26 protein-coding genes, 3 tRNA genes and 1 pseudogene are annotated in these 26,509 nt (G+C 60.8%); 12 read left to right on the top strand and 18 right to left on the bottom strand.

The genetic code is table 11. From position 1 onward, the window contains the following. Positions 1–188: 188 nt before the first annotated feature. Positions 189–1,856, top strand: a complete 1,668-nt coding sequence (gene ettA, locus ENGE1_RS07155; protein ID WP_045287624.1) for an energy-dependent translational throttle protein EttA — start codon at positions 189–191, stop codon at positions 1,854–1,856. A 31-nt stretch (positions 1,857–1,887) separates the two neighbouring features. Here ettA and nadR read toward each other — a convergent pair whose 3' ends face one another. From nadR to serB, 3 genes are read right to left on the bottom strand one after another with little or no spacing between them, the layout of a single operon-like run. Further along, the gene (gene nadR / locus ENGE1_RS07150) at positions 1,888–3,120 is read right to left on the bottom strand and encodes a multifunctional transcriptional regulator/nicotinamide-nucleotide adenylyltransferase/ribosylnicotinamide kinase NadR (protein ID WP_048253209.1); all 1,233 of its coding nucleotides are present in this window, start codon (positions 3,118–3,120) and stop codon (positions 1,888–1,890) included. A gap of 36 nt (positions 3,121–3,156) precedes the next feature. Next, positions 3,157–4,539 carry a DNA repair protein RadA gene (gene radA, locus ENGE1_RS07145; RefSeq protein WP_043086115.1) on the bottom strand — a complete coding sequence of 461 codons (1,383 nt, stop codon included), beginning with the start codon at positions 4,537–4,539 and terminating at the stop codon, positions 3,157–3,159. Positions 4,540–4,542: 3 nt separating this feature from the next. Continuing rightward, entirely contained in the window at positions 4,543–5,514 is a 972-nt protein-coding gene (gene serB, locus ENGE1_RS07140; RefSeq protein WP_043086116.1) for a phosphoserine phosphatase, read from the bottom strand. A 325-nt stretch (positions 5,515–5,839) separates the two neighbouring features. Between serB and ENGE1_RS07135 the strand changes: the two genes are divergently transcribed. The 3 genes from ENGE1_RS07135 (at position 5,840) to lplA (ending at position 8,268) form a co-directional block, all read left to right on the top strand. Continuing rightward, positions 5,840–6,466 (top strand): Crp/Fnr family transcriptional regulator, encoded by a 627-nt coding sequence (locus ENGE1_RS07135; RefSeq protein ID WP_162268886.1) that lies wholly within the window; start codon positions 5,840–5,842, stop codon positions 6,464–6,466. Positions 6,467–6,576: 110 nt separating this feature from the next. Beyond that, on the top strand, positions 6,577–7,227 hold the full coding sequence (locus ENGE1_RS07130; RefSeq protein WP_043086118.1) for a YtjB family periplasmic protein: 651 nt from the start codon (positions 6,577–6,579) through the stop codon (positions 7,225–7,227). A gap of 24 nt (positions 7,228–7,251) precedes the next feature. After that, a complete protein-coding gene (lplA, locus tag ENGE1_RS07125; protein WP_045287627.1) occupies positions 7,252–8,268 on the top strand; it encodes a lipoate--protein ligase LplA in 1,017 nt (338 codons plus the stop codon). Here the strand turns inward: lplA and yjjJ are convergent. From yjjJ to ENGE1_RS07065, 13 genes are all read right to left on the bottom strand, one after another. After that, positions 8,265–9,593 carry a type II toxin-antitoxin system HipA family toxin YjjJ gene (gene yjjJ, locus ENGE1_RS07120; protein ID WP_048253211.1) on the bottom strand — a complete coding sequence of 443 codons (1,329 nt, stop codon included), beginning with the start codon at positions 9,591–9,593 and terminating at the stop codon, positions 8,265–8,267. The two genes, lplA and yjjJ, sit on opposite strands and share 4 nt — an antisense overlap. 137 nt (positions 9,594–9,730) lie before the next feature. Next, positions 9,731–10,450 carry a purine-nucleoside phosphorylase gene (gene deoD / locus ENGE1_RS07115; protein ID WP_043086122.1) on the bottom strand — a complete coding sequence of 240 codons (720 nt, stop codon included), beginning with the start codon at positions 10,448–10,450 and terminating at the stop codon, positions 9,731–9,733. Positions 10,451–10,505: 55 nt separating this feature from the next. Beyond that, positions 10,506–11,729 (bottom strand): phosphopentomutase, encoded by a 1,224-nt coding sequence (deoB, locus tag ENGE1_RS07110; RefSeq protein ID WP_064360597.1) that lies wholly within the window; start codon positions 11,727–11,729, stop codon positions 10,506–10,508. A 51-nt stretch (positions 11,730–11,780) separates the two neighbouring features. Further along, positions 11,781–13,103, bottom strand: coding sequence for a thymidine phosphorylase (deoA, locus tag ENGE1_RS07105; protein WP_064360596.1), 1,323 nt, complete (start codon positions 13,101–13,103; stop codon positions 11,781–11,783). A 58-nt stretch (positions 13,104–13,161) separates the two neighbouring features. Continuing rightward, a complete protein-coding gene (gene deoC, locus ENGE1_RS07100) occupies positions 13,162–13,941 on the bottom strand; it encodes a deoxyribose-phosphate aldolase (protein WP_043086128.1) in 780 nt (259 codons plus the stop codon). A gap of 319 nt (positions 13,942–14,260) precedes the next feature. Continuing rightward, complete coding sequence (locus ENGE1_RS07095; RefSeq protein WP_048253214.1) at positions 14,261–15,049, bottom strand: TatD family hydrolase; 789 nt, start codon at positions 15,047–15,049, stop codon at positions 14,261–14,263. Next, the gene (locus ENGE1_RS07090) at positions 15,046–16,119 is read right to left on the bottom strand and encodes a patatin-like phospholipase family protein (protein ID WP_048253215.1); all 1,074 of its coding nucleotides are present in this window, start codon (positions 16,117–16,119) and stop codon (positions 15,046–15,048) included. Before ENGE1_RS07090 ends, ENGE1_RS07095 begins: the two co-directional genes overlap by 4 nt. Positions 16,120–16,236: 117 nt before the next feature. Next, the gene (locus tag ENGE1_RS26860; RefSeq protein ID WP_072065268.1) at positions 16,237–16,398 is read right to left on the bottom strand and encodes a DUF1328 domain-containing protein; all 162 of its coding nucleotides are present in this window, start codon (positions 16,396–16,398) and stop codon (positions 16,237–16,239) included. 112 nt (positions 16,399–16,510) lie between these two features. Continuing rightward, the gene (gene osmY, locus ENGE1_RS07085; protein ID WP_048253267.1) at positions 16,511–17,107 is read right to left on the bottom strand and encodes a molecular chaperone OsmY; all 597 of its coding nucleotides are present in this window, start codon (positions 17,105–17,107) and stop codon (positions 16,511–16,513) included. 341 nt (positions 17,108–17,448) lie between these two features. Then, the gene (gene prfC / locus ENGE1_RS07080) at positions 17,449–19,038 is read right to left on the bottom strand and encodes a peptide chain release factor 3 (RefSeq protein WP_043086132.1); all 1,590 of its coding nucleotides are present in this window, start codon (positions 19,036–19,038) and stop codon (positions 17,449–17,451) included. Positions 19,039–19,134: 96 nt separating this feature from the next. Continuing rightward, positions 19,135–19,812 carry a pyrimidine 5'-nucleotidase gene (yjjG, locus tag ENGE1_RS07075; RefSeq protein WP_045291390.1) on the bottom strand — a complete coding sequence of 226 codons (678 nt, stop codon included), beginning with the start codon at positions 19,810–19,812 and terminating at the stop codon, positions 19,135–19,137. 35 nt (positions 19,813–19,847) lie between these two features. Then, positions 19,848–20,294 (bottom strand): ribosomal protein S18-alanine N-acetyltransferase, encoded by a 447-nt coding sequence (gene rimI / locus ENGE1_RS07070; RefSeq protein ID WP_048253216.1) that lies wholly within the window; start codon positions 20,292–20,294, stop codon positions 19,848–19,850. After that, a complete protein-coding gene (locus tag ENGE1_RS07065; protein ID WP_048253217.1) occupies positions 20,263–20,676 on the bottom strand; it encodes a DNA polymerase III subunit psi in 414 nt (137 codons plus the stop codon). Before ENGE1_RS07065 ends, rimI begins: the two co-directional genes overlap by 32 nt. A 103-nt stretch (positions 20,677–20,779) precedes the next feature. Between ENGE1_RS07065 and rsmC the strand changes: the two genes are divergently transcribed. The 4 genes from rsmC to ENGE1_RS07045 all read left to right on the top strand — a co-directional run bounded on the left by rsmC (position 20,780) and on the right by ENGE1_RS07045 (position 22,282). Then, on the top strand, positions 20,780–21,808 hold the full coding sequence (gene rsmC, locus ENGE1_RS07060) for a 16S rRNA (guanine(1207)-N(2))-methyltransferase RsmC (protein ID WP_048253218.1): 1,029 nt from the start codon (positions 20,780–20,782) through the stop codon (positions 21,806–21,808). A gap of 152 nt (positions 21,809–21,960) precedes the next feature. After that, a tRNA-Leu gene (locus ENGE1_RS07055) sits at positions 21,961–22,047 on the top strand. A 31-nt stretch (positions 22,048–22,078) separates the two neighbouring features. Continuing rightward, positions 22,079–22,165: transfer RNA gene (locus ENGE1_RS07050), tRNA-Leu, on the top strand. 30 nt (positions 22,166–22,195) lie between these two features. Then, positions 22,196–22,282: transfer RNA gene (locus ENGE1_RS07045), tRNA-Leu, on the top strand. 35 nt (positions 22,283–22,317) lie between these two features. Here ENGE1_RS07045 and ENGE1_RS07040 read toward each other — a convergent pair. Next, positions 22,318–22,554, bottom strand: a complete 237-nt coding sequence (locus ENGE1_RS07040) for a DUF1435 family protein (protein ID WP_043086140.1) — start codon at positions 22,552–22,554, stop codon at positions 22,318–22,320. 303 nt (positions 22,555–22,857) lie between these two features. Between ENGE1_RS07040 and ENGE1_RS07035 the strand changes: the two genes are divergently transcribed. From ENGE1_RS07035 to fhuF, 4 genes are all read left to right on the top strand, one after another. Further along, complete coding sequence (locus tag ENGE1_RS07035; protein WP_043086141.1) at positions 22,858–23,091, top strand: DUF2171 domain-containing protein; 234 nt, start codon at positions 22,858–22,860, stop codon at positions 23,089–23,091. Positions 23,092–23,163: 72 nt separating this feature from the next. Then, positions 23,164–24,054: an SDR family oxidoreductase gene (locus tag ENGE1_RS07030; protein WP_043086143.1), complete on the top strand. Its 891-nt coding sequence runs from the start codon at positions 23,164–23,166 to the stop codon at positions 24,052–24,054. Between the two features lie 80 nt (positions 24,055–24,134). After that, a complete protein-coding gene (locus tag ENGE1_RS07025; protein ID WP_048253219.1) occupies positions 24,135–25,463 on the top strand; it encodes a cation:proton antiporter in 1,329 nt (442 codons plus the stop codon). 90 nt (positions 25,464–25,553) lie between these two features. Further along, on the top strand, positions 25,554–26,336 hold the full coding sequence (gene fhuF, locus ENGE1_RS07020; RefSeq protein ID WP_048253220.1) for a siderophore-iron reductase FhuF: 783 nt from the start codon (positions 25,554–25,556) through the stop codon (positions 26,334–26,336). Positions 26,337–26,351: 15 nt separating this feature from the next. Here the strand turns inward: fhuF and ENGE1_RS28370 are convergent. After that, positions 26,352–26,509: pseudogene (locus ENGE1_RS28370) on the bottom strand (PTS sugar transporter subunit IIC); the annotation flags it as partial.

The following is a 26,509-nucleotide window of genomic DNA, read 5'->3' as shown; positions in this document are numbered from 1 at the left end:
TTTAAAAAATGCATCAATGCAGCGTCGTGCCGCGTCTCTTCGTGCTATTCAGACAACCGTAAAGCCGCCACGTTGCCTGATTTCCTGGCTTTTTACCACCCTCATCGGCTGGCTGGGATTCAGGAGGGAAAAAGGCTACACTTCGTCTTTAACAACCCATCAGTAAAATAAAAGAGGCGAAGTCCAACGTGGCTCAATTCGTTTATACCATGCATCGCGTCGGCAAAGTGGTCCCGCCGAAGCGTCATATTCTGAAAAACATCTCTCTGAGTTTCTTCCCCGGGGCCAAAATTGGCGTGCTGGGCCTGAACGGCGCCGGTAAATCCACCCTGCTGAAAATCATGGCCGGTATCGACACCGATATCGAAGGTGAAGCGCGCCCGCAGCCGGGCATCAAGATTGGCTACCTGCCGCAGGAGCCGCAGCTCAACCCGGAGCACACCGTGCGCGAATCCGTGGAAGAGGCGGTCTCAGAAGTGGTTAACGCCCTGAAAGGGCTGGACGAAGTGTACGCCCTGTACGCCGAACCTGACGCCGACTTCGACAAGCTGGCCGCCCAGCAGGGTAAATACGAAGAGATTATCCAGGCCCACGACGGCCACAATCTCAACGTGCAGCTGGAGCGCGCCGCCGACGCCCTGCGCCTGCCGGACTGGGACGCAAAAATCGCCAACCTGTCGGGCGGCGAACGCCGCCGCGTGGCCCTGTGCCGCCTGCTGCTCGAAAAACCGGATATGCTGCTGCTCGACGAACCGACCAACCACCTGGACGCCGAGTCCGTGGCCTGGCTGGAGCGCTTCCTGCACGACTTCGAAGGCACCGTGGTAGCAATTACCCACGACCGCTACTTCCTCGATAACGTCGCCGGCTGGATCCTCGAACTGGACCGCGGGGAAGGCATTCCGTGGGAAGGCAACTACTCCTCGTGGCTGGAGCAGAAAGACCAGCGCCTGGCGCAGGAAGCCTCTGCGGAAGCGGCCCGCCGCAAGTCCATTGAGAAAGAGCTGGAGTGGGTGCGCCAGGGCACGAAGGGCCGTCAGTCGAAGGGCAAAGCCCGCCTGGCGCGCTTTGAGGAGCTTAACAGCACCGAATATCAGAAGCGTAACGAGACCAACGAACTGTTTATTCCGCCAGGACCGCGTCTCGGCGATAAAGTGGTTGAAGTGGAGCACCTGCGCAAATCCTACGGCGACCGCGTGCTGATCGACGATCTCAGCTTCTCGGTACCGAAAGGCGCTATCGTGGGTATCATCGGCCCGAACGGCGCCGGTAAATCGACGCTGTTCCGCATGATGTCCGGCCAGGAGCAGCCCGACGGCGGCACCATCACCCTCGGCGATACCGTGAAGCTGGCGTCCGTGGATCAGTTCCGCGATGCGATGGACAACAGCAAAACCGTGTGGGAAGAGGTGTCAGGCGGGCTGGACATCATGAAGATCGGCAACACCGAAATGCCGAGCCGCGCCTACGTGGGCCGCTTTAACTTCAAGGGCACCGACCAGGGCAAGCGCGTCGGCGAACTTTCCGGCGGCGAGCGCGGCCGTCTGCACCTGGCGAAGCTGCTGCAGGTTGGCGGCAACATGCTGCTGCTCGATGAACCGACCAACGACCTGGATATCGAAACCCTGCGCGCGCTGGAAAACGCCCTGCTGGAGTTCCCGGGCTGCGCAATGGTTATCTCGCACGACCGCTGGTTCCTCGACCGCATCGCCACCCACATTCTGGACTACCAGGACGAGGGCAAGGTGGAGTTCTTTGAAGGTAACTTTACCGAGTACGAAGAGTACAAGAAACGCACGCTGGGCGCGGACGCGCTGGAGCCGAAGCGGATTAAGTACAAGCGTATTGCCAAGTAAACGCGTCCCCTCTTCCCGCCGGAAGAGGGGTTTACCCCTGCTCCCCCATCATCTCTTTTACCAGCTCCACGCAGCGCAAAAACCGTCCGTCGTAGTCCGATTCCTCGACGTGCACAAAGCGGATCCCGTTCTCGTTCAGCATATCCACCAGCATCTGCTGAAACTCCCTGCGGTCCACCGAACTGCCGAGGCTGCGCAGGCCGTCGGCCACCCACGGCGTATTGTTCTCCAGCAGGATCACCAGGTCGAAGCGGTATTCATCGATCAGCGCCTGGACGAACGGGTGCTCGCGCCCTTCGTACTTCTTGCAGAACGCCTGGGTGCTGACGAAATCGGTATCGATAAAGGCGACCTTGTTGGCGTACTTCACCGCGAAGTCGATGTACTGCGCCTGGCCGAGGGCGATTTTGTCGTAGTCGGAGTACTGCAGCGCCATCTCGTCGCCGCCGAGGTGCGAAAAGACGTAGTCGCGCCCGTACTCCCAGGCGCTGGTGGTGTTGAAGATGTTGGCGAGCTTATTGACCAGCGTTGACTTACCGCTGGACTCACCGCCCAAAATCGCGACAGTACGCACGAAAAAGGGCTTCACTTCGGTCGGGATGTAGTCCCAGTAGCGGAACGGATTCTCGCGGATCTGCGAACCGCTGATGCTCATAAAGGTGCGCTTCGGATCGATAAGCACCGTTTCGATGCCGAGATGTTCGAGATACTGCGGCGCGTCCGCCTCTTCCGAGGTGTAGATCCAGTTCGGCTGGATGCCCTTCTCGTCCATCAGCGCTTTAACGCCGTTGCTCCAGACGTCCCAGCCGTGGGGATACGGTTCCATACCTTCTTCGTTAAAGGCGTGGATGCGAATGTTTTTCTGATACTTAAAGGTCTGCAGCAGCCAGCGCAGGCGATCGGAGACCGTCGGCTGCTGGGACATGGCGCTGTCCTCAAACAGCGCCCGGTCGCGGGTATCGTCGTAGCCCATGATGATGTGCAGCTCGTCCACCTGGCTGCAGGCGCGCTGGATCAGATAGATGTGGCCGGTGTGCAGCGGGTAGAACTTGCCGAACACCACGCCGACGCTCTTCTGCCGGCGCGGATACTCAAGCCCGAGAAAGCGGTGCAGCGCCTGCAGCTTCTGGGCGCTGGGGCTTTTGATCTTGGCATTGAGCAGCTGGCTCAGATAGCCTTTGGTCATCCCGCTGGCGTCGGCTACCTGCTGGAGGGTGCAGCCCTTCTGGCGAATGGCGGTTTTGATATAGTCGAACGATGACAAAAGAGCCTCCTGGCTGACAAGACAACAACTTACCAATTATAAGTCGTCAAAGGCATTCAGCGCATCCGAGAGTTTTTTCACGCCGATCACCTTCATCCCCTCCGGCACTTTTTTCGGCACGTTGGCCGCAGGCACGATAGCGCGGCGGAAGCCGTGCTTGGCCGCCTCGGAAATGCGCTCCTGGCCGCTCGGCACCGGGCGGATCTCCCCGGCCAGGCCGACTTCGCCAAACACCACCAGATCCTGCGGCAGCGGGCGGTCGCGAAGGCTGGAGACCATCGCCAGCATCAGCGCCAGATCGGCGCTGGTTTCCGTTACCTTCACGCCGCCGACGACGTTCACAAACACGTCCTGATCTGCCATCTGCAGGCCGCCGTGGCGGTGCAGGACCGCAAGCAGGATGGCGAGCCGGTTCTGCTCAAGGCCCACCGCCACCCGGCGCGGATTGGACATCATCGACTGATCGACCAGCGCCTGGATCTCCACCAGCAGCGGGCGGGTGCCCTCCCAGACCACCATCACCGAGCTGCCGGAGGTCACTTCGTCGCCGCGGCTGAGGAAGATCGCCGACGGGTTGCTCACTTCGCGCAGCCCCTGCTCGGTCATGGCGAACACGCCCAGCTCGTTAACCGCCCCGAAGCGGTTCTTGTGGCTGCGCAGGGTGCGGAAGCGGGAGTCGGCGTCGCCGTCCAGCAGTACCGAGCAGTCGATGCAGTGCTCCAGCACCTTCGGCCCCGCCAGGGAGCCATCTTTCGTCACGTGGCCGACCATCACGATCGCCACGCCGCGCGTCTTGGCGAAGCGCGTCAGGTAGGCGGCGGTTTCGCGCACCTGGGCGACGCTGCCGGGGGAGGACTGGATATCCGCCATGTGCATCACCTGGATCGAGTCGATCACCATCAGCTTCGGCTGCTCCTCTTCGGCGATCAGGCAGATCTGCTCGATGCTGGTTTCCGACAGCATATTGAGGTTGCCGGTCGGCAGGCCGAGGCGGTGGGCGCGCATCGCCACCTGCTGCAGCGACTCTTCGCCGGTGACGTACAGGGTTTTCATCTGCTCGGCAAGGCGGCACAGCGTCTGCAGCAGCAGCGTTGATTTCCCGGCGCCGGGGTTACCGCCGATCAGGATGGCGCTGCCCGGCACCACGCCGCCGCCGAGCACGCGGTCAAACTCTTTGAAGCCGGTGGAGAAGCGCGGCAGCTCTTCGAGGCTGATGTCGGAGAGCTTCTGCACCTTCGATACGCCCGCGCTGCCCGCATAGCCGCTGAGCCGCTCGTTGCGCGCCACGGTGGGAGAGGCGGCAATGCGCATCTCGGTGATGGTATTCCACGCATGACAGGCGCTGCACTGTCCCTGCCAGCGCGGATAGTCCGCGCCGCACTCGTTGCAGACAAAGGCGCGTTTCGGTGCTTTCGCCACGTTTTACTCCTGATTCAGACTGCCTGACAGGATACAGAATACCCCCATCAGGTCGGCATGACGGATGGTGACTTCCGTCTGCTCATTGACTTTCGGCTTAGCGTGATAGGCGATACCGAGGCCGGCTGCCTTGATCATCGGCAGATCGTTGGCGCCGTCGCCGATCGCCACGGTCTGCGTCCCGGGGATCTGATGTTCATCCGCCAGCCGCCGCAGGGTCATTGCCTTATAGTTCGCATCGACGATGTCGCCGATCACCTGGCCGGTGAGCCTGCCGTCGATGATCTCCAGTTCGTTGGCGACCGCGGCGGTCAGGCGCAGCTTGTCGCGCAGGTAGTCGGCAAAGAAGGTGAAGCCGCCGGAGGCAATGGCCACCTTCCAGCCGAGGGTCTCCAGCTTGAGCACCAGCTGAACCAGGCCCGGCATCAGCGGTAGCGCGTCGCGCACCTGGCCCAAAATTTGGGCATCGGCGCCTTCCAGAGTCCCCACCCGCTGGCGCAGGCTGGCGGTAAAGTCCAGCTCGCCGCGCATCGCGCGCTCGGTCACTTCCGCCACCATCTCGCCGGTGCCGGCCAGCCTGGCGATTTCATCAATACATTCGATCTGGATAGCGGTGGAGTCCATGTCCATCACCAGCAGGCCCGGCGTGCGCAGGTGCGGGATTTTGCCCAGCGGGGCAACGTCCAGACCGGCATTGTGCGCCAGGCGGGTTGCGCGCGGCGTCAGGGAGCCGGCGAGGCGGATCACCTGATAATCCTCCACGCACCAGGCGGCAACAATGACCATCGCCGCCCCCAGCTTGTGCTGATAGTCAGTGAGGCGCTGCTTATCCAGCCGGCGGCCATACAGCAGCCAGCCGCTGCGCCCGGCGTGGTAATCCAGCGGCATCACTTCATCACCGCTTAACGAAAGGGGCAGCCCCGGCCACAAAGAGACATCGTCAGGCAGGTCGCACCAGGTCAGACTGTTCGGCATTACAGCTCCAGAAATCCAGATTCACGGCAGGAAAATAACGCATGAGGCTACCCTGTCGCCAGCGCTTCTGGCAACAGTAAAGTGCAAATTCTTGCGCCCGGGCAGACGCGCTCCCCGACGCGCTGCGGCAGCGGGGCGCAGCGTCCTGAAACCAGGAAAGTTCCTGGGACGCGCCCGACGCGCAAACCCTTGCCCGGCGGCGTGCTGGCCTATTTCCACAATTTTTTTAATTGCTTTTCTATTACATTGAATTAACATCTCCGTTTTCGCAAAAAGGATGCGGACAAGAGCGCAACGGCGCTTACCGGACATGGAACGTAGGGAAATGTGGCAATGCAATAGCGAAATAGCGCGCGCGGTCACTCTGCTACCGCAGCGGATAGTGCAGCGCGGGCAGCGGCTTTTTAACGCCGGAGAGGCGCTGGAAAGCATTGATATCATCACCGCCTGCGCTTTTAAAATTACGCAGAGCACGGCGGAAGGCGATGAGTGGATCTCGCGCTTTAAATTCAGCGGCGAGTGGATCGGCCTGAGCGACTACCCCGGCGAGCAGCACTCGGTCTCGGCATACGCACTGGATACCAGCGCGGTTCGCCGCCTGCCTCTGCCGATGCTGGCAAAAATGCTCAGGGACGAGGAGACCCGGCCCACGATACTCGCGATGATGAACCACAACCTGCGCCAGCATCTTAACTACGCCGTGATGCGAAGAATGCGCGCCCGCGACCGGCTGGCGGAGTTTCTGCATCAGATGTCGGGGCACTACGCGCGCCAGGGCTACTCCGCCCGCTCCTTTCACCTGCCAATGTCGCGAAACGAGATGGCAAACTATCTGGATCTCACGCCGGAAACCGTCAGCCGTGAGCTGAAAACGTTCGAACGCACCGGCAGCATCCGGACCCGGCGTAACGAAATCACGCTGGTGGACGTGAACAGCCTGCTGAATTCCTGACGAGACTCTTCCACCGCCCGACAGCGCATCAGCGAAGCGGCGTTTTGTGCCACCCGATCAGAGGTGGTACTCTTGCAGCGCCCGCTGCGGCAATCAACGAGAGGTGAAGAATGGTTCGCGCAAAACTGAAATTTCGGCTGCACCGGGCGGCGATCGTGCTGATCTGCCTTGCCCTGCTGGTGGCCCTGATGCAGGGCGCGTCGTGGTTCAGCCAGAACTCCCAGCGCCAGCGCAATCCGCAGCTTGAAGAGCTGGGGCGGATGCTGGCCCATCAGGTTACCCTCACCCTCGCGCCGCTGATGCGCGCCGAGTCGCCGGACGAGAAGCGTATCGGCCAGCAGCTTGCCGCGCTCACCGCCAATACCCGCGTGCTGGATGCCAGCGTCTACGACGAGCAGGGCTATCTGGTCAGCCACGCCGGCGAGGGGGTTAAGGTCCGCGACCGTCTCGCCCTCGACGGCAAAAAAGCCGGCGGCTACTTCAGCGAGCAGATTGTGGAGCCCATTCAGGGCAAGAACGAGCCGCTGGGCTATCTGCGCATCACCCTCGACACCCATACGCTGGCCACCGAATCCCGCCAGGTGGATAACACCACCAACATCCTGCGCCTGATGCTGCTGCTGTCGCTGGCCATCGGCGTGGTGCTGACGCGCACGCTGCTGCAGGGGAAACGCACCCGCTGGCAGCAGTCGCCCTTCCTGCTGACCGCCAATAAGACGGTCCCGGAAGAGGACGACGGCGGGAAAAAAACGCCAGACTGACAACTTAAGGAAAGGAACTCTGCCATGACTACCCTGCGCCTGCTTATCTCCGACTCTTACGATCCCTGGTTTAACCTGGCGGTGGAGGAGTGCATCTTTCGCCAGATGCCCGCCACCCAGCGGGTGCTTTTTCTCTGGCGCAATGCCGATACGGTCGTTATTGGCCGGGCGCAGAACCCGTGGAAGGAGTGCAACACCCGGCGCATGGAGGAGGACAACGTCCGCCTGGCCCGGCGCAGCAGCGGCGGCGGCGCGGTGTTTCACGACCTCGGCAACACCTGCTTCACCTTTATGGCCGGTAAGCCCGAGTACGACAAAACCGTCTCCACCGCCATTGTGCTTAACGCCCTTAATGCCCTGGGCGTGCGGGCCGAGGCCTCCGGGCGCAACGATCTGGTGGTGAAGACGCCGGAGGGCGACCGCAAGGTTTCCGGCTCCGCCTACCGGGAAACCAAAGACCGCGGCTTTCACCACGGCACCCTGCTGCTGAACGCCGACCTCAGCCGGCTGGCGAACTACCTCAATCCGGACCCGAAGAAGCTGCAGGCCAAAGGCATCACCTCGGTGCGCGGCCGGGTCGCCAACCTGGTGGAGCTGCTGCCGGACATTACCCATCAGCAGATCTGCGACGCGGTGACCGATGCCTTCTTCGCCCACTACGGCGAGCGGGTCGCGGCAGAGGTGATCTCGCCGGACAGGGCGCCGGATCTGCCTGGCTTTGCGGAAACCTTCGCCCGCCAGAGCAGCTGGGCGTGGAACTTCGGCCAGGCCCCGGCCTTCAGCCATCTGCTGGATGAGCGCTTTACCTGGGGCGGGGTCGAGCTGCACTTCGACGTCGAAAAGGGCGTCATTACCCGCGCGCAGGCCTTTACCGACAGCCTCAACCCGGCGCCGCTGGAGGCGCTGGCGCAGCGTCTGCAGGGCTGCCAGTACCGGGCCGATGTGCTGCAGCAGACCTGCGAAGCGCTGATTGCGGAATACCCGCAGCAGGAAGCTGAACTGCGGGAGCTGGCAGCGTGGATAGCGCAGGCGGTGCGCTAGGCCAGGCGCTGAATAATCTGCCTGACGGCGTCGAGCGGCGCCGCCATTCCCTGCGCAATGCCGCGAAACTCATCGCTAATGCGCACGTCGTCGGCCACCTTTCGCCAGAACGCCTCTGCCAGCGGCAGGGCGAAGCTCCAGGCGTCGCGGCCCGGCGTCGGATCGAATTTAATGTCAACCGGCTCCCGCCGCATTTCGCCTGACGTATGCGGAGAAAAGGCCATCGGCAGCATATCGTAAACCGGGGCAAGCGCCAGCGGCGGCGGCCCGTAGAAGAAAGAGAGGTTGCCCGCGTGCATATCGCTGTTGGCAATCAGGCGGCCAAAGGCCCACATCTTTTCAACGTCGTGCAGCGCATCGGGGGTAACAATATTCTGCGCCACCAGCGCGCGGGTGACCTGCGGCCAGCCTCCCGGCGACGCGGCGTATTCACTCTGCACCGCCTCCAGCGACACTATCGCCCGGCGTCCGGCCTGCCCCACGCAGTCAAAGCGGGTGGATTCCAGAAAAACCTGCCCGCTTGCGCTCTGCACAATTTGCGCCTCGGAAGTGCTGATACCGCTTCCGGCAAGCACCCCTAGCGCCAGGGACTCGGCAATCAGCAGATCGGCCCAGCGACGGGCGACGGTGGTCTCAGGCACGGCGCTGAATTTTACCAGCAGATGGGCATCCCCCCGCGCCGTCTGCGCAAAACAGGTAAACTTCGGCTGCTCTCCGCCCGCCGAAGAGCCAATAACCTCGCCCGCCAGCGCCTCCTGCGCAATCTCAGGGTAGCGCAGCGCCTTCTCGGCCTGGGCGATGGCCAGCGGCGGCGGCGCAAGCAGCCAGCGCTGATAGTTTGCCTCGCCGACTATCCAGCCCCCGCTGCTCTCGCCGTCAAACGCGCTCAGGGCGAACAGCACCTCTTCTTCCTGCCAGCGGCGAATATCCTCGGGCAGATTAAGCAGCGCGGCAACGCGGCGCCCCCAGGAGCGGCCTAAGAAACCCTGCGGGCGTAGATCCGTCAGATACCAGGGCAGGCCGTCAAACCACTGCGCATCACCGTCCTCGTAGCGTGCCAGAACGCTGCCCTGCGGCCAGCAGGGATATAAATCGGCCACTTTGCCTACCCGCCCCTCGTCGTTCACTCTCCACAGAGGAAAGCACGCCGTTCCGCGCACGGGCCGGGACAGGGCATAGCGGGTCGCCCGCGCCTTGCCGAACTGGATGACCTGAGGCTGCCCGGCGGCCAGACGTGAAAACGTGGCCTGGCTGATGTTCAGGCTGCGGCGCAGTTCGGGAGCAGAGCGGGGTCCGTGGAGCAGAAAATCGGCGATCTCAGACATGGATGAATACTTTCATGAATAGATATTCAAACCTGTATACAGGAAAAAGATCATGAAAGTAAAGGAAACAATAGCTATTGAGAATAGATTAATGAATAGATACTTCAGGCCGGACGCCCGCGTCCGGCCTGATAAACTTACGCCTTGTCGCCCAGCAGGACGGACTCCAGCGCGATTTTGATCATATCGTTGAAAGTGGTCTGACGGTCGGCCGAGGAGACCTGCTCGTGGGTGCGGATATGGTCCGACACGGTGCAGATGGTCAGCGCTTTGGCACCGAACTCGGCGGCCACGCCGTAGATGCCCGCCGCTTCCATCTCAACGCCGAGAATGCCGTACTTTTCCATCACGTCGAACATCTGCGGGTCCGGCGTGTAGAACAGGTCGGCGGAGAAGATATTACCGACGCGGGCCTCGACGCCCAGCGCCTTCGCCGCATCCACCGCGTCGCGCACCATGCCGAAGTCGGCGATAGCGGCATAGTCGTGATCCTTAAAGCGCATGCGGTTGACTTTAGAGTCGGTGCAGGCGCCCATGCCGATCACCACGTCGCGCAGCTTAACGTCCGGGCGCACCGCGCCGCAGGAGCCAACGCGGATGATCTTCTTCACGCCGAAGTCGGTGATGAGCTCCTTGGTGTAGATAGAGCAGGACGGAATGCCCATGCCGTGTCCCATCACCGAAATTTTGCGGCCCTTATAGGTGCCGGTGAAGCCCAGCATCCCGCGCACGTTGTTCACTTCGCGCACGTCTTCGAGGAAGGTTTCAGCGATATGCTTCGCGCGCAGCGGGTCGCCCGGCATCAGCACAACGTCTGCGAAATCGCCCATCTCGGCGTTAATGTGGGGAGTTGCCATTCTTTTATCCTTATAGATTCAAACAACGCAGGGCGGGAGATCTCCCGCCGCTGGATCAGAACATCGGCTTACCGTATTCCATCGGCGAGGTGCCGAAATATTTCGCCAGCGTCTGGCCGATATCGGCAAACGTTTCCCGGTGGCCCAGCGAACCCGGCTTCACCTTCGGCCCGTATACCAGCACCGGAATGTGCTCCCGGGTATGGTCAGTGCCGCTCCACGTCGGATCGCAGCCGTGGTCCGCGGTCAGAATGAGAATATCATCCTCGCCCACCAGCGCCATCAGCTCCGGCAGGCGGCGGTCAAACAGCTCCAGGCCTGCGGCGTAGCCCGCCACGTCCCGGCGGTGGCCCCACGAGGAGTCGAAGTCGACGAAGTTGGTAAAGACGATGGTGTCGTCTCCGGCCTCTTTCATCTCCTTAACCGTCGCATCAAACAGCGCGTCCAGACCGGTGGCCTTCACTTTTTTGGTAATGCCGCAGTTGGCGTAGATATCGGCGATTTTACCCACCGACACCACCTGGCCGTTTTTCTCGTCCACCAGCTTCTGCAGCACCGTCGGCGCCGGCGGCTCCACCGCCAGGTCGTGGCGGTTGCCGGTGCGCTGGAAGTTGCCCGCTTTATCGCCAACAAACGGCCGGGCAATCACGCGGCCGATATTGTACCCGCCTTCGGTCAGCTCTTCGCGGGCGATTTCGCACAGCTCGTACAGCTTATCGAGGCCGAAGGTCTCTTCGTGGCAGGCAATCTGGAACACCGAGTCCGCCGAGGTGTAGAAAATCGGCTTGCCGGTCTTCATGTGCTCCTCGCCCAGCGCGTCGAGAATGACGGTGCCGGAGGAGTGGCAGTTGCCGAGGTAGCCCGGCAGGTTGGCGCGTTCAACCAGTTTGTCGAGCAGCGCCTGCGGAAAGCTGTTTTCGTGCTCCGGGAAGTAGCCCCAGTCGAACAGCACCGGCACGCCGGCAATTTCCCAGTGGCCAGACGGGGTATCTTTCCCGGAGGAGAGTTCGTGCGCCCAGGCGTAGGCGCCGACGATATCGGCGCTGCCGTCCATGCCCGCCGGGATCTCGCCGGTAGAGCCTTCGTGGGCTTTCGCCAGACCCAGGTGGGTCAGGTTAGGCAGGTTCAGCGGCCCTTTGCGGCCGTTATCGGCCTCGCCCCTGGCGCAGGCTTCTGCAATGTGGCCCAGCGTGTCGGCCCCGACGTCGCCAAAGCGATCCGCGTCTTCGGTGGCGCCGATCCCAAACGAGTCCAGCACCATAATAAATGCACGTTTCATAGGTTCTCCGTACTTTTTGCGCTGCAAAAAAGCGATCAGATCAGTATATCGCTATTTGGTGATGCGGCGATAGACCTCCGGCGTCTCTTTTGGCGCCTGGTCATCGAGCGTTATCGCCGCTTTTACCGCCCGGGCGGCCTCCTGCCAGCTGGCTTCGTCTCTGGCGTGGATCACCGCCAGCGGGCGGGTGCCGTCAATGCTGTCGCCCAGCCGGGCCATCTCGCTAAAGCCGACGCTGTAATCGATAGCGTCGGACGCCTGGCGGCGGCCGCCGCCCATGCCGACCACCGCCATGCCCAGCGCGCGGGTGTCCATCTCAGAAACAAAACCTTCGGTATCGGCGTAAACCGCTTTGCTGAGCATCGCCGCCGGCAGATATTTCGCGTAGTGTTCGACAAAGTCGGCCGGCCCCTTCTGCGCCGCGACCATCCGGCCGAAGACCTCGGCCGCCCTGCCGTTGTCCAGCACCGCCTGCAGTTTCGCGCGGGCCTCTGCGTCGTCTTTCGCCAGGTCGCCGGAGATCAGCATCTCCACGCACAGAGCCATCGTGACCTCAAGCAGGCGCGGATTGCGGTATTCACCGGTGAGGAACTGCACCGCCTCGCGCACCTCGACCGCATTACCGGCGCTGGAGGCCAGCACCTGGTTCATATCGGTGAGCAGCGCGGTGGTGCGTACCCCTGCCCCATTCGCTACGCCAACGATGGCTTCCGCCAGCGACGCCGACAGTTCAAAGGTCGGCATAAACGCCCCGCTGCCGACTTTGACGTCCATCACCAGCGCGTCCAGCCCCTCGGCCAGCTTTTTAGCCAGGATCGAAGCGGTAATCAGCGGAATGGAGTCAACGGTGGCGGTGATGTCGCGGGTGGCGTAAAAGCGCTTGTCCGCCGGGGCCAGCGAGTTGGTCTGGCCGATGATCGCCACGCCGACGTCTTTAATGATGTCGCGAAAGCGGGCATCGTCGGGAAAAATGTCGAAGCCGGGGATGGACTCCAGCTTATCCAGCGTGCCGCCGGTATGCCCGAGGCCGCGGCCGGAGATCATCGGCACGTAGCCGCCGCAGGCGGCGACCATCGGCCCCAGCATCAGCGAGGTCACGTCGCCGACGCCGCCGGTGGAATGCTTATCCACAATCGGGCCGTTGAGGTTAAGGCTTTTCCAGTCGAGCACCGAGCCGGAATCCCGCATCGCCATGGTCAGCGAGACGCGCTCCTCAAGGGCCATATCATGGAAGAAAATGGTCATTGCCAGGGCGGCAATCTGCCCTTCCGACACGGTATTGTCCCGAATGCCGTTAATAAAGAAGCGGATCTCGTCGTCGCTCAGCGCGTGACCGTCGCGTTTTTTACGGATAATTTCTTGTGCGAGAAACACGGTACCCCCGGAAAATCAGGTTAAAGGCGGCGGTGAGTACCGCCGCAAGCGGAGAGGATCAGTAGCTGCTGGCGCTCTTACCGTCGCCGTGGCCCAGCGCTTTGAGCAGGCTCGCCAGCAGGCTGGAAGCGCCGAAGCGGTAGTGGCGCGCATCTGCCCAGTCGGCGCCGAACAGCTCATCGGCAATGCCGAGGTACAGCTGCGCGTCTTCCGCGCTGCGTACGCCGCCGGCGGGCTTGAAGCCCACGGTTTTCTGCACGCCCATATCGCGGATCACTTCCATCATGATGCGGGCGCTTTCCGGCGTGGCGTTGACCGGAACTTTACCGGTAGAGGTCTTAATAAAGTCGGCGCCGGCTTTAATGGCGATTTCAGAGGCTTTGCGGATAAGCCGCGCTTCTTTCAGCTCGCCGGTTTCGATAATCACCTTCAGCAGCACGTTCGCCGCCGCGCAGGCCTCTTTACAGGCCTTCACCAGATCGAAACCCACCTGCTCGTTACCGGCAATCAGCGCGCGGTAAGGGAATACCACGTCCACTTCATCGGCGCCGTAGGCAATCGCGGCTTTGGTTTCCGCCAGCGCGATATCAATATCGTCATTGCCGTGCGGGAAGTTAGTGACGGTGGCAATCCGCACGTCCGGCGTGCCCTGGGCCTTCAGGGTTTTACGGGCAATCGGCACGAAACGCGGGTAGATGCACACGGCGGCAGTGTGGCCCACCGGGGTTTTCGCCTGCTTGCAGAGGGCGATCACTTTCTCGTTGGTGTCATCTTCGTTCAGGGTGGTCAGGTCCATCAGCTTCAGCGCCCGCAGGCTGCTGGTCGTTAAGTCGGTCATGTTATCTCCGGATATCGTTAAATGTGTTGCCTTACGGCCATGTGAATATTTTAACACCCAGCGGTGAATGCACCTCGATCCTCGTCACAATTGATGAAATACATGTGCAAAGCATAGGCAAAATAGTGCGATACACGTCACCTTTTTCAGTGTGAGTCAGCAGAACGATGGCGGCATTTTCCGCCAGCGGGAATGTGAGAATAATAACACCACAGACAATTGAATTCGTACAAAGATTTCGCAAAATTGCTGAAATGGGCGCACTTATGCCCGAGGAGGCGTCAGAAACGGCACAGATGATGAGAGAATTTTAACATCGCTAGCGTCCGGCGAGCGCCGGGAAGATCCGCCTGCTGTTGTCCATCAGGGCCGCAGCGAGGACGTCGGGTGATTCCGGCCGCAGTTCACAGAGGACGCTGAAGACGCGCGCCGCCTGCTCCGGGCGATTGGGCTGGCCCTGAAAACCGTTGAGCGGCATATCCGGCGCATCGGTCTCCAGCAGCAGGGCGGAGAGCGGGAGTCGCGCCATAACGTCGCGGGTTTTGCTCGCCCGGGGATAGGTGATCGTGCCGCCGACGCCGATAGCGTAGCCGAGCGCCACGAAGCGCTCCGCCTGCTGCAGGCTGCCGGCAAAGCCGTGCACCACGCCGGTACGCGGCAGGTCGTAACGCCGCAGGTGCAGCGCCAGCTTGTCGTGGGTGCGACGCGAGTGGAGGATCACCGGCAGATCGTAGCGCTTCGCAAGATCCAGCTGGGCATCAAGGATCTGCTCCTGGCGCGCGAACTGCGGATCGTCCCGGTAAAGATCGAGGCCGATTTCGCCGATGGCCGCCAGCTTTTCGGGCCGCTGCGCCAGCAGCCCCTCAAGCTGGTCGAGATCGGCATCGCGGTGCTGTTCAATCACTATCGGGTGCAGTCCCAGAGCGGCATACAGCGGCGGATGGGCCTGCGCCAGCGCCAGCACGCCCGCAAAGCGGGCCGCTTCGGTGGCGGGCACAATAATCGCGGTGACTCCCGCATCGGCGGCGCGGGCGAGGCTGGAATCGACATCGTCGATAAACGGCGGAAAATCAAAGTGGCAGTGGGTATCAACAAAGCGCGGACTCACGCCAGATCCTCGCTATCGAAGCTGGCGTCGTTGGCCTGCGGCGATGCCACGATGGCCGCGCCGTGCGCATCGTTAGCAACCGCGGCCGGCGGCACCACAATCGACGGCACGGTGGCGACGCGCGCCCTGAAGCGCCGCAGCGGCGGAGTCGTCGCCAGCATCTTGCCGACGGTCGCCAGAAAGTAGCGCCCGCACTGGCGGCCAACGTTGTAGTCGTCCAGAAGCGCCGGCAGGCGGCTGCCCAGCGCCATGCTCTGCAGCGGCTTCGGCGGATAAATCTCAAGGATGCGGATATCGCCCGGCGGCTTCTCAATAAACTGCTGAATGGCGCGATAGGTCTTCTCATGATGCTGCACTAGATTGACGAAGGGCTGCAGACTGCTCTCCCCCAGCCAGCGCTCCATGCGCTTAAACCACTGCGGCGTGTAGAACACCTGGGACGGCACGGTGCGGATCACGACGATCGTTTTCGCCTCAAGCCGCGCCGCTTCCTGCACCGGAATGGCGTCGCTGACGCCGCCGTCGAGCCAGTTCGCACCGTCCATCATCACGCCGCTGCGGTAAAAGCCCGGTATCGCGCTGGAGGCGCGGATCTGATCGAGCCAGGTCTCTTTAGTGGGCGAGAAGTAGCCGGGCGTATAGTCGTCCGCCCGCGAGGCGCACATATAGAAGTGTTTACCGCTGTCGAAGTGGCGGGCGGCCACGTCCATCGCCAGCGGCATCTTGCTGCTGGTGGCCTCAATCAGCCAGTCGAGATCGATAAGATTGCCGCCGCGCACGAAGCGCATCGGATCGAAAAAGTCCCGGGAAGTGGTGTAGCGGGTGATCACTTTCCGGGCATAGCCCGGCTGATTGCAGACGTAGGCCGAAAGGTTCTGCGCCCCGGCGGACGTCCCCAGATAGAGATCGAAAGGATCGAAGCGGGCGCGCATGAATTCATCCAGCACCCCGGCGGTAAAAATACCGCGCTGACCGCCTCCCTCGCAGACTAACGCGAGCTTACCCGGATTGAAAGGCGCGACTGAAAGTGGCGCAATATTGCCAAGGGTGACCGGAATTCGCTGTCCCACACTGCCTTCCTGGGTATTGGTTTTATTGTATCGTTCAACCATAGCGCAATTTACGGCGGGCTTAAACGACTAAAGCCAGCCCGAAGGCTGGCTTTATGTTACAAGCGATTAACATCTCTAAGGACGGCGGCGTCCGGTGAACAGGCTCACCAGGAACAGAACAATACCGACGATAAAGACGATCTTTGCCGCCCAGGCCGCAGTACCTGCCAGCCCGCCAAAACCCAGCGCGGCGGCAATTAATGCGATAACCAGAAAAATAATGCCCCAACGAAACATACGATTCTCCTTTACCATAATTAATGTCGGCCGCTTTGATACCCGTTATCGCAATCAAAACGTCAGACGGTGTCCCCGACATTTTTTTGCCGGGGAGCGGGTCTTCACTTATTTATTTCACTTTAATGTCGTTCTTGACGCTTTTAACACCGTCGACGGCTTTAGCAATGCTCTCGGCACGTTCGCTCTGCGCCGCAGACTTCACGGTACCGGAAAGCTGCACCACGCCATCGGTGGTTTCAACTTTAATATGGCGTGACGGCACGACGTCATCGGCCAGCAGCTTGGCTTTCACCTCGCTGGTGGTGGCCGTATCGCCGGCGTAGCTCTTCATGGACTGGGACTTGCTGTCGCGAACGTGCAGCTTATCACTGACGGAAGCAACGCCTTCCACGCCCTTCGCCACCTTCACAGCCTCTTCGGCCTGCGCCTGGCTGGTGACAAAACCGCTCAGGGTGACGACTTTTTTCTCGGTTTTCACGGAGATATCGGTGCTCTTAATGGAGTCGTGATCGACCAGCGCCGCCTTCACTTTCGCAGTGATGCTGCTGTCATCCATAAAGTTGCCGACTTTATTCATTGAGCTGTCAATTTTATCGCCGGCTTTATCGACGGCAGAGGTCTCAGCCAGCGCAGATCCGCTTACCAGAGCGGAACCCAGCATCACGGCCAGCAGCGTTTTTGAAAGTTTGGTCGTTGTCATCATTATTGACTCCTGTATGTTTGCTCTTAATCTGAGCTCAGGCGATCTTCGTGATCGCATTGCTGTAGGGCTGGTGAATAACTTCACCGCTGATTCTCAGTTATTAATATTGATAACGACGAACAATGCAGGCCATTACTCCATACAATGCGCATTGAACAGGGAATTCGGCCTGCATGAACGTCATTACTTTGTTAAATATAGACAACAATTTTCATCGCGCCTGACGCGGCGCGCAAAAAGTAGCCATTTACCGCTAAATAACAGGGTTTTAAGAACTTTCTGCAAGGAAATCAACTGACGGGAAGACGCAGAGCGCGGCGGGCGCCGCGCTCTGTAGGGCAGGATTAGTGTTCGCGGGTTTTGCGGAACTGCACGTCCGGATAGCGCTCCTGGGTCAGGTTCAGGTTAACCATCGTCGGCGCGATGTAGGTCAGGTTATCGCCACCGTCCAGCGCCAGCTGGATCTCGTTCTTGCGCTTGAACTCTTCGAATTTCTTCGCGTCAGCGCACTCCACCCAGCGGGCGGTGGCAACGTTGACGGATTCGTAGATGGCCTCAACGTTGTATTCGCTCTTCAGGCGGGCAACCACCACGTCAAACTGCAGCACGCCGACGGCGCCAACGATCAGATCGTTGTTGGCAATCGGGCGGAACACTTGCACTGCGCCCTCTTCCGAAAGCTGTACCAGTCCCTTAAGCAGCTGCTTCTGCTTGAGCGGATCGCGCAGGCGGATGCGGCGGAACAGCTCCGGCGCGAAGTTCGGAATGCCGGTGAACTTCATCATCTCGCCCTGGGTAAAGGTATCGCCTATCTGAATGGTGCCGTGGTTGTGCAGGCCGATGATATCGCCCGGATACGCCTCTTCAACGTGGGAGCGATCGCCGGCCATAAAGGTCAGCGCGTCGGAGATCACCACATCTTTATTGATGCGCACCTGGCGCAGCTTCATGCCCTTTTCATACTTACCGGACACCACGCGCAGGAATGCCACGCGGTCGCGGTGTTTCGGGTCCATGTTGGCCTGAATCTTAAACACGAAGCCGGAAAACTTCTCTTCCGCCGCTTCGACTTCGCGGGTATCGGTTTTACGCGGCATCGGCGCAGGCGCCCACTCCACGAGGCCGTCGAGCATATGGTCAACGCCGAAGTTGCCGAGCGCGGTGCCGAAGAACACCGGCGTGATCTCACCGGCGAGGAACAGCTCTTTGTCGAACTCGTTCGACGCGCCCTGCACCAGCTCCAGCTCGTCGCGCAGCTGTTGCGCCAGCTCCTCGCCGACTGCGGCATCGAGATCCGGGTTGTTCAGCCCCTTCACGATGCGCACTTCCTGAATGGTGTGGCCCTGGCCGGTCTGATAGAGGTAGGTTTCATCTTTATAGAGATGGTAAACGCCCTTAAACAGCTTGCCGCAGCCGATAGGCCAGGTGATCGGCGCGCAGCCGATCTTCAGCTCGTTTTCAACTTCGTCCAGCAGCTCCATCGGATCGCGGATATCGCGGTCGAGCTTGTTCATAAAGGTCAGGATCGGCGTATCGCGCAGGCGGGTGACTTCCATCAGCTTGCGGGTCCGATCCTCAACGCCCTTCGCGGCGTCGATGACCATCAGGCAGCAGTCCACCGCCGTCAGGGTGCGGTAGGTATCTTCCGAGAAGTCTTCGTGGCCCGGGGTGTCCAGCAGGTTTACCAGGCTGTCGTGGTAGGGAAACTGCATCACCGAGGTGGTAATGGAGATCCCGCGCTGTTTTTCCATCTCCATCCAGTCGGACTTGGCGTGCTGGCTGGAGCCGCGGCCCTTGACGGTGCCGGCAGTCTGGATAGCCTGTCCGAACAGCAGCACCTTTTCGGTGATGGTCGTTTTACCGGCATCCGGGTGAGAGATAATGGCAAAAGTGCGGCGCTTGGCCACCTCCTGCAGATAGGGAGACAACGTCATAGTCATTCTTCTTTAGTCGGCGCGGCGCAGGACCGCGCATGTGAAATACGAAAATGCGGCTATTTTACCCGCCGGGCGGGGACAGGCAATCAATGTTTACTTACACAGGCGTTGCTCCAGTTCGGCAAGCGTCGTCACGGTCCAGGTCGGGCTGATGCCCGCCGGTAACTCCTGCTGGTGGGCGTTAAGCCAGCAGGTCGCAAGCCCGGCATTGATACCGCCAAGCACGTCGGAAGAGGCGTTGTCGCCCACCATCATGACGCGCGAACGGTCGGGGTTGCCCGCCTGCTCCAGCGCATAATCGAAGATGCGGCGGTCCGGCTTCGCCACGCCGACCTCTTCCGAGATAATCATTAAATCAAAATAATCGCTGAGGCCGGTGCGTTCAAGGCGGCGCTGCTGCAGCGAAGTAAAGCCGTTGGTGATAATCCCCATCTTCACCTTGCCCTTAAGGGCATTGAGCAGCGACACGGCGCCCGGCAGCGGGGCACAAATTTCGGCCATCGCCGTCATAAACGCCTCGTTGAGGTCGCCGGGATTAACGCGAAGGCGCGAGGCCCAGCTTTCAAAACGCATGTGCTGAAGCTGCAGCGAGGTTATGGCGCCATTCTGATAGTCCACCCACAGCGGCTTATTGACCGCCTGATAGTCCTGGAAGTCGTCGGCGGTAAAGGTGACGCTATAGTCGAGAAACATCCGCTGCAGGCCGCTGAACGAATCAAAGGTAAACAGCGTTTCGTCGGCGTCAAAGAAAATCCAGTCCCAATTGGTCATCGTAAACCCTTTTTTCACAAGTGAAGCGGCAGCGCCTACATGCTAAGCGGCAGCGCCATCACGATAGCGTCTTCATGGCCGTTAGCGGTCGGATAGTAGTTGCGGCGCACGTCCGCCTCGTTAAAGCCCAGGCTCTCATACAGGGCAATGGCCGCCGCGTTTGAGGCCCGCACCTCCAGCCACAGCGTCGCGACGCCGCGCTTTTCGACCTCATCGATCACCGCCTCCAGCAGTGCGCGGCCCAGCCCCCGGCGCTGATGCGCCGGATCGACGGCGATATTAAACAGCGTGGCTTCGTCGAGCACGATTTGAGTGATGGCAAAGGCCGCCATCTCGCCGTCTACCGCCAGCTGTAAATTGAGATAGCGTTCGCCCTGGTTGCTGGCGAAGGTCTTTTCGCTCCAGGGGAAGGCGTGGGCGCGGGTTTCAATCTGAAAGGCGCGCGGTAAATCAGTCGTGCTGAGGGTAGAAATCGTGTTCATGTGCGCAAATCTGCTGCCAGAGGGCGGCGCGTGCCGCCGCGCTGGTGCGAAGTTGTTGATAGTCCGGGGAGGCAACCTGCGCGCCTTCCAGCGCCACCGGTTCACCGTCGCCCAGCCGCCAGCTATTGCAGCGCCCGCCTGCGGGCAGCATCGCCACGCGGTCGGGGGTCAGCTGCAGAACCTGGTCCGGCGACAGCGCCAGGGCACGCAGCACATCGCTTATCAGCGGCTCGGTCAGCGGCGGCAGCGTCTGCGCCACCATCACCAGACGAACGTGTTCCGGCAGCGTAATGGCTACCTCGCCCTGCAGCGCCGCCGGGCGACGCAGCGTCCACTGGGCGATCCCCAGCTGCTGTAGCTGCCAGTCTCGTCGGGATGTCATGGGGCATTCTCCTGTCTGTCAGGCGCGGAAATATAGCAAATTCGTCGAACTTGCGCCAACAAACCACTATAATCGCCGCCGACGTTTATTGAGGATTTATTCTATGTCTGCATTGACCCCGGCAAGTGAAGTCTTGCTGCGCCACAGTGATGATTTCGAGCCCGCCCGTATTCTGTTTGCCGGCGATCTGCAGGATGACCTGCCCGCGCGCATGGACACGGCCGCCAGCCGCGCCCACACCCAGCAGTACCACCACTGGCAGGCGCTGAGCCGCCAGATGGGCGACCGCGTCCGCTTTAGCCTGATTGCCGACGCCGCTGACGTCGCCGACTGCGATACGCTCATCTACTACTGGCCGAAAAACAAACCGGAAGCCCAGTACCAGCTGAGCAATATTCTCTCCCTGATGCCGATTGGCACCGACGTGTTCGTGGTAGGCGAGAACCGCAGCGGCGTGCGCAGCGCCGAGCAGATGCTGGCGGAGTACGCGCCGCTGAGCAAAGTGGACAGCGCGCGCCGCTGCGGCCTGTATCACGGCCGGCTGGAAAAACAGCCGACCTTTAACGCCGACGGCTACTGGAGCGAATATCAGCTTGATGGGCTGACCATCAAAACGCTGCCCGGCGTCTTCAGCCGCGACGGCCTCGACGTCGGCAGCCAGCTGCTGCTCTCCACCCTGACGCCGCATACCAAAGGCAAGGTGCTGGACGTCGGCTGCGGCGCGGGCGTGCTGTCGGCGGTGCTGGCCAGCCATTCGCCGAAGGTGCGTCTCAGCCTGTGCGACGTCGGCGCCTCCGCCGTGGAAGCCAGCCGCGCGACCCTGGCGGCGAACGGTTTTGAAGGCGAGGTATTTGCCAGCAACGTCTTCTCCGACGTCACCGGCCGCTTCGATATGATCATCTCCAACCCGCCGTTCCACGACGGGATGCAGACCAGCCTTGAGGCTGCCCAGCAGCTGATTCGCGGCGCGGTGAAGCACCTGAACAGCGGCGGCGAACTGCGCATCGTCGCCAACGCCTTCCTGCCCTATCCGCAGGTGCTGGACGACACCTTCGGCTTCCACGAAGTGATTGCCCAGACCGGCCGCTTTAAGGTGTATAAAACGGTGATGACCCACCAGGCCAAAAAGTAAACCCACAGCGCAAGCGCCCGCCAGCCGGGCGTTTTCTTTTGCCGCTTTTTCCAGCGATCGCGTTTTTCTGCGTAATTAACTGTTGACGAAAATCCGAAAACCACTAGAATGCGCCTCCGTGGTAGCGATTCTTTTCGAAGCGTCGATGGTATGCGAAGGTGGCGGAATTGGTAGACGCGCTAGCTTCAGGTGTTAGTGTCCTTACGGACGTGGGGGTTCAAGTCCCCCCCCTCGCACCATAAACTACTGCAACGATATTGCTCGCATCGGGCGAAGGTGGCGGAATTGGTAGACGCGCTAGCTTCAGGTGTTAGTGTCCTTACGGACGTGGGGGTTCAAGTCCCCCCCCTCGCACCAGCGTGAGGCAATATCAGTAAGAAAATCTGTGCGAAGGTGGCGGAATTGGTAGACGCGCTAGCTTCAGGTGTTAGTGTCCTTACGGACGTGGGGGTTCAAGTCCCCCCCCTCGCACCAGCTTTCTTACGCTCCCCGGTATGACCTCTTCCCTGTTACAGCAATCTTAAATTCATCACTATCAGCTCAACGCCCCCCATCAGCGCCAGCGCTGACGGCAGCAGGACAAAATGTCGCAGCTGACGATGCCAGATCATCGTACAGGTCAGCAGCAGGCCGCAGAGGATAATTCCGCGCCAGATCTCCACCGACAGCCCGAGAAATCCCAACAGCCCGAGTAACGCCCCGGGGATCAGCACGCCCCACCCGCTGCCTAACGTTCGCTGCAACATGACATCCGCCCTCAATCGCCATAATGAGAATCAATATCATATGATAATTTTTATCATTTGAATACTGAGTAATATCAGGGATATTCTGCCCGGACGCGCCGCTGAACAGCCCACCGCATTACCCAAAGTAAACCGCTGAGGTTGTTTTAATAAAAAAATAATCCCCCATTTCCTTGACAGAATACTCCGAATAAAAATGATTAATTGATAATTAACCCTCTATTTTCTGGCAATGCATATATGAGCGACTAAGGTTAAAAGGTTGCTTCAACAACACCCCGTGAAATAATATGGAGAATAATTATGATTAATAAACACGAAATTAAAGACCACACGCAAGTCGTTGCCAGCTGCGGGACTCACGTAGGCGTCGTTGACCATCTCGACGGCGATCGCATCAAGCTTGCGAAAAGCGATCCGGAATCAGGCGGGACTCATCACTATATTCCACTGGCGTGGGTTGATAAGGTTGATGATAATAAAGTCATCCTTAATAAAAATAGCGAAGAAGTATTTTCGCAGTGGCAGGCCTCCTGATAGATATTATCAGGTAATAAATGGCCTCAGATATATCTGAGGCTTTTTTATGTTAATAATTAAGGAGCCACCATGACCCATTCCGCATCACAAGATCCGCGCAAAAAATATCCCCAGCCGCCGTTCCCCGAGCAGCCTCAGCCGGCGCCGGGACTCGCCAGCGATATGCGCCCGGAACCCGATCACGGTGAAACCAGCTACGTCGGGCACGGGCGGCTTGCGGGCAAGCGCGCGCTCATCACCGGCGGTGACTCCGGTATTGGCCGCGCGGCGGCCATCGCTTTTGCCCGCGAGGGTGCCGATGTCGCCATCAGCTACCTGCCCGCCGAAGAGGATGATGCCGCCTCGGTTATCGCGCTTATCCAGCAGGAGGGCGGCCGCGCGATCGCCCTGCCGGGCGACATTACCCACGAAGCGTTTTGCTCAAGCATGGTGGCAGATGCCGTCTCCCAGCTGGGCGGCCTGGATATCGTGGTCAATAACGCCGGCCGCCAGCAGTACTGCGAGTCGATCCTCGATCTGACCACCGCCGATTTTGATGCCACCTTTAAGACTAACGTTTACGCGATGTTCTGGATCACCAAAGCCGCCCTGCCGCACCTGCAGGCCGGAGCGTCTATCATTAATACGACGTCGGTACAGGCCTACGATCCGAGCGATATCCTGCTCGACTACGCGCAGACCAAAGCCTGCATCGTGGCATTCACCAAATCGCTGGCCAAGCAGCTGGGGCCGAAAGGCATCCGCGTCAACGGCGTGGCGCCGGGTCCCTACTGGACGCCGCTGCAGCCCTCCGGTGGACAGCCGCAAAGCAAGGTCAAGGCCTTTGCCGAAAGCTCGCCGCTGGGCCGCCCCGGCCAGCCGGTGGAGATAGCGCCGCTGTACGTGCTGCTGGCCTCCGATGAGGCAAGCTACTGCTCCGGGCAGATCTGGTGCTCGGACGGCGGGACCGGCACGCTATGATGAATAACAAGAGTTGGAATTGATATTTGAGCATCAGGCACAGCGCTTCGCGCTGTGCTTTTCGCTATCTGAGGATACAAATGGACTTTATGAGCTGGACGGCAGTCGCGGGCATGCTGCTGCTGCTTTTTTCGTTAAGCCTTGGCTGGATTAACCGCACGCCGGTGACCATCTTCGGACTCTATCTGCTGGTCGGTATCGCCTTTGGCCCCTGGGTGCTCAACCTGATTAATATCGATATTATCAAATACAGCACGATCATCGCCCACTGCACCGAAATCGCCATGGCGGCCTCGCTGTTTATGACCGGCCTGAAAATCCGCCTGCCCTTCAGCGCCTACGGCTGGAAAATGGGCGTAATGCTGGCCGGGCCGGCGATGATTGTGACTGTGCTAGGCGTTATGGTCGCCGGGCACTATCTGCTCGACCTGAGCTGGCCCGTAGCCCTGGCGCTGGGCGCGATCGTTGCCCCGACCGATCCGGTGCTGGCGAGCCTCATATCCATCAGCGACTCACGGGACAGCGACAGCCTGCGCCTCTCCCTCTCTACCGAGGCCGGACTCAATGACGGCACCGCCCTGCCGCTGCTGGCCCTCGCGCTGCTGTTCTTCAAGGCAGATGATGTTCCCGCGATGGCGGAAATCGCGCACTGGTTCAGCGTCGAGGTGCTGTGGTCGCTGATCGCCGGGACGATCATCGGCTTCCTGCTGGGGCGCGGCGTCGGCCTGATTGCCACCCACTTCCGCTACTCCCAGAGCGAGTTTTCTCCCAACGACTTCCTGGCCCTGGCGCTCATCGCCCTGAGCTTTTCGATTACGATGATGCTGGGCGCGTCCGGCTTTCTGGCGGCGTTTGCCGCAGGGATCGGGCTGCGCGGCGCGGAGCTTAAGATCCAGCGCCGCTTTCCTGACGAGCGCCATGAAGAAGACGGGGTCGCCCTGCCGGCTGAACTGATGGTCAATCCCCACCAGCGCCACGGTTTTCAGGAAGTTAACCGCGTACAGTCGGTCGGCCTGGTCGTCGGGGATGCTCTGACCTTCGGCGATATTGTCGAGCGCCTGTTTGCCGCCGCCATCGTCATCGTGCTGGGGATCACGCTTGCGCAGCACTGGCAGCCGGCCGGCCTGCTGATTGCCGCCCTGCTGTTTATACTCATTCGTCCGGCGGCGGTATGGCTGTTTACCGGCAGATGCGGCGCTTCCACCTCCCAGCGGCTGATGATCGGCTGGCTGGGAATACGCGGCATCGGCAGCCTCAACTATATTGCCTGGGCCTGGACGCACGGCATGCGCGGGGATGAGGTCTCTTTTATGCTCGACTGCGCCCTGACGCTGGTGGTTGCCAGCGTGCTGATCCACGGTATTTCGGTGACGCCGCTGATGTCGCTGCGTAAAAAGTGGCAGGATTAGCGCCGGGTCACGCTTTAAAACATTGCGAATCGCCCTGGCTGGCGCTAGGATTAGAAATCATTATCATTTAGATTTATGGTTGTTCCCGCTATGGCTTTGCGCACCGCACCGACCGCTGACGGCATCATCTGGCGCACGCCGCTCGCGGCGGCGCCGACGCTTTCGGCATCGCTGCGCGACGGCATCGCCCGCCAGCGGCCAGGAATGCTCGACTTTACCCACTTTGAACCGCCGCCGCTGCGGGCAATGCCGCTGGGCGAATGGCAGCGCGGCAGCCAGCTTAGCGCCCTGCTGGCGGCCTATTCCGACCATCTCTACCGCAACGATCCGGCCCGCGCGCGGGAAAACAAGCCGCTGCTCTCCCTCTGGGCGCAGTGGTACTTCGGCCTGCAGGTGCCGCCGCTGCTGCTGGCGCTGCTGACCCTGCCGGAGGGATTCAGCCTCGATCCGCAGCACTTTTATGCCGGATTCCACGAAACCGGCCGGGCGGCCTGCTTCTGGATAGACGCCGAGCCGGACGCGGCCCTTGCGGCCATGCCGCCGGAGGCGCGGGCAGAACAGCTGGTGACCCGCACGCTGCTGCCGGTGGTAGAAGCCCTGGAAGCAACCGGCGACATCAACGGTAAGCTTATCTGGAGCAACACCGGCTATCTGATCAACTGGTATCTCGGCGACCTCCGGCCGCTGCTCGGCGATGCGCTGGTCAACGCACTGCGCCAGCACCTCTTATTCTCTCCGCGTTTTTCCGACGGCCGCGATAATCCGCTGTGGCGCACGGTCGTCATGCGCGACGGCGCGCTGGTGCGCCGCACCTGCTGCCAGCGCTACCGCCTGCCGGATGTCCAGCCGTGCGGCGACTGCACGCTGAAGTAGCCGGGCCCGGGTCCGTTACGCCACCTGCTCCCCCTCCTGCGCCGCGCGCTGCGCCTCTTCCGCCTCCTGCGCCAGCAGTTGCTTCTCATACACCTTGAAGAACGGGAAGTAGATAATGGCCGATACGCAGGCCAGCAGCACCACGAGGATCACCGCCCGGAAGTCCCAGCCCA

The organism is Pluralibacter gergoviae ATCC 33028 = NBRC 105706, from assembly GCF_001598855.1.
Taxonomy (GTDB): Bacteria; Pseudomonadota; Gammaproteobacteria; order Enterobacterales; family Enterobacteriaceae; genus Pluralibacter; species Pluralibacter gergoviae.
Note: the sequence above shows the minus strand (reverse complement) of the source record. Positions and strands in the feature narration are given on the sequence as shown.

Bases quoted from the DNA above. Each gene is read 5' to 3' on its own strand.
- deoB (WP_064360597.1), bottom strand. From the start codon at position 11,729: ATGAAACGTGCATTTATTATGGTGCTGGACTCGTTTGGGATCGGCGCC.
- ENGE1_RS07030 (WP_043086143.1), top strand. From the start codon at position 23,164: ATGACCCATTCCGCATCACAAGATCCGCGCAAAAAATATCCCCAGCCG.
- rimI (WP_048253216.1), bottom strand. From the start codon at position 20,294: ATGAACACGATTTCTACCCTCAGCACGACTGATTTACCGCGCGCCTTT.
- deoC (WP_043086128.1), bottom strand. From the start codon at position 13,941: ATGACCGACTTAACGACCAGCAGCCTGCGGGCGCTGAAGCTGATGGAC.
- ENGE1_RS07130 (WP_043086118.1), top strand. From the start codon at position 6,577: ATGGTTCGCGCAAAACTGAAATTTCGGCTGCACCGGGCGGCGATCGTG.
- yjjG (WP_045291390.1), bottom strand. From the start codon at position 19,812: ATGACCAATTGGGACTGGATTTTCTTTGACGCCGACGAAACGCTGTTT.
- ENGE1_RS07135 (WP_162268886.1), top strand. From the start codon at position 5,840: ATGTGGCAATGCAATAGCGAAATAGCGCGCGCGGTCACTCTGCTACCG.
- serB (WP_043086116.1), bottom strand. From the start codon at position 5,514: ATGCCGAACAGTCTGACCTGGTGCGACCTGCCTGACGATGTCTCTTTG.
- yjjJ (WP_048253211.1), bottom strand. From the start codon at position 9,593: ATGTCTGAGATCGCCGATTTTCTGCTCCACGGACCCCGCTCTGCTCCC.
- rsmC (WP_048253218.1), top strand. From the start codon at position 20,780: ATGTCTGCATTGACCCCGGCAAGTGAAGTCTTGCTGCGCCACAGTGAT.
- ENGE1_RS26860 (WP_072065268.1), bottom strand. From the start codon at position 16,398: ATGTTTCGTTGGGGCATTATTTTTCTGGTTATCGCATTAATTGCCGCC.
- ENGE1_RS07035 (WP_043086141.1), top strand. From the start codon at position 22,858: ATGATTAATAAACACGAAATTAAAGACCACACGCAAGTCGTTGCCAGC.
- ENGE1_RS07040 (WP_043086140.1), bottom strand. From the start codon at position 22,554: ATGTTGCAGCGAACGTTAGGCAGCGGGTGGGGCGTGCTGATCCCCGGG.
- ENGE1_RS07065 (WP_048253217.1), bottom strand. From the start codon at position 20,676: ATGACATCCCGACGAGACTGGCAGCTACAGCAGCTGGGGATCGCCCAG.
- ENGE1_RS07025 (WP_048253219.1), top strand. From the start codon at position 24,135: ATGGACTTTATGAGCTGGACGGCAGTCGCGGGCATGCTGCTGCTGCTT.
- fhuF (WP_048253220.1), top strand. From the start codon at position 25,554: ATGGCTTTGCGCACCGCACCGACCGCTGACGGCATCATCTGGCGCACG.
- prfC (WP_043086132.1), bottom strand. From the start codon at position 19,038: ATGACGTTGTCTCCCTATCTGCAGGAGGTGGCCAAGCGCCGCACTTTT.
- deoD (WP_043086122.1), bottom strand. From the start codon at position 10,450: ATGGCAACTCCCCACATTAACGCCGAGATGGGCGATTTCGCAGACGTT.
- lplA (WP_045287627.1), top strand. From the start codon at position 7,252: ATGACTACCCTGCGCCTGCTTATCTCCGACTCTTACGATCCCTGGTTT.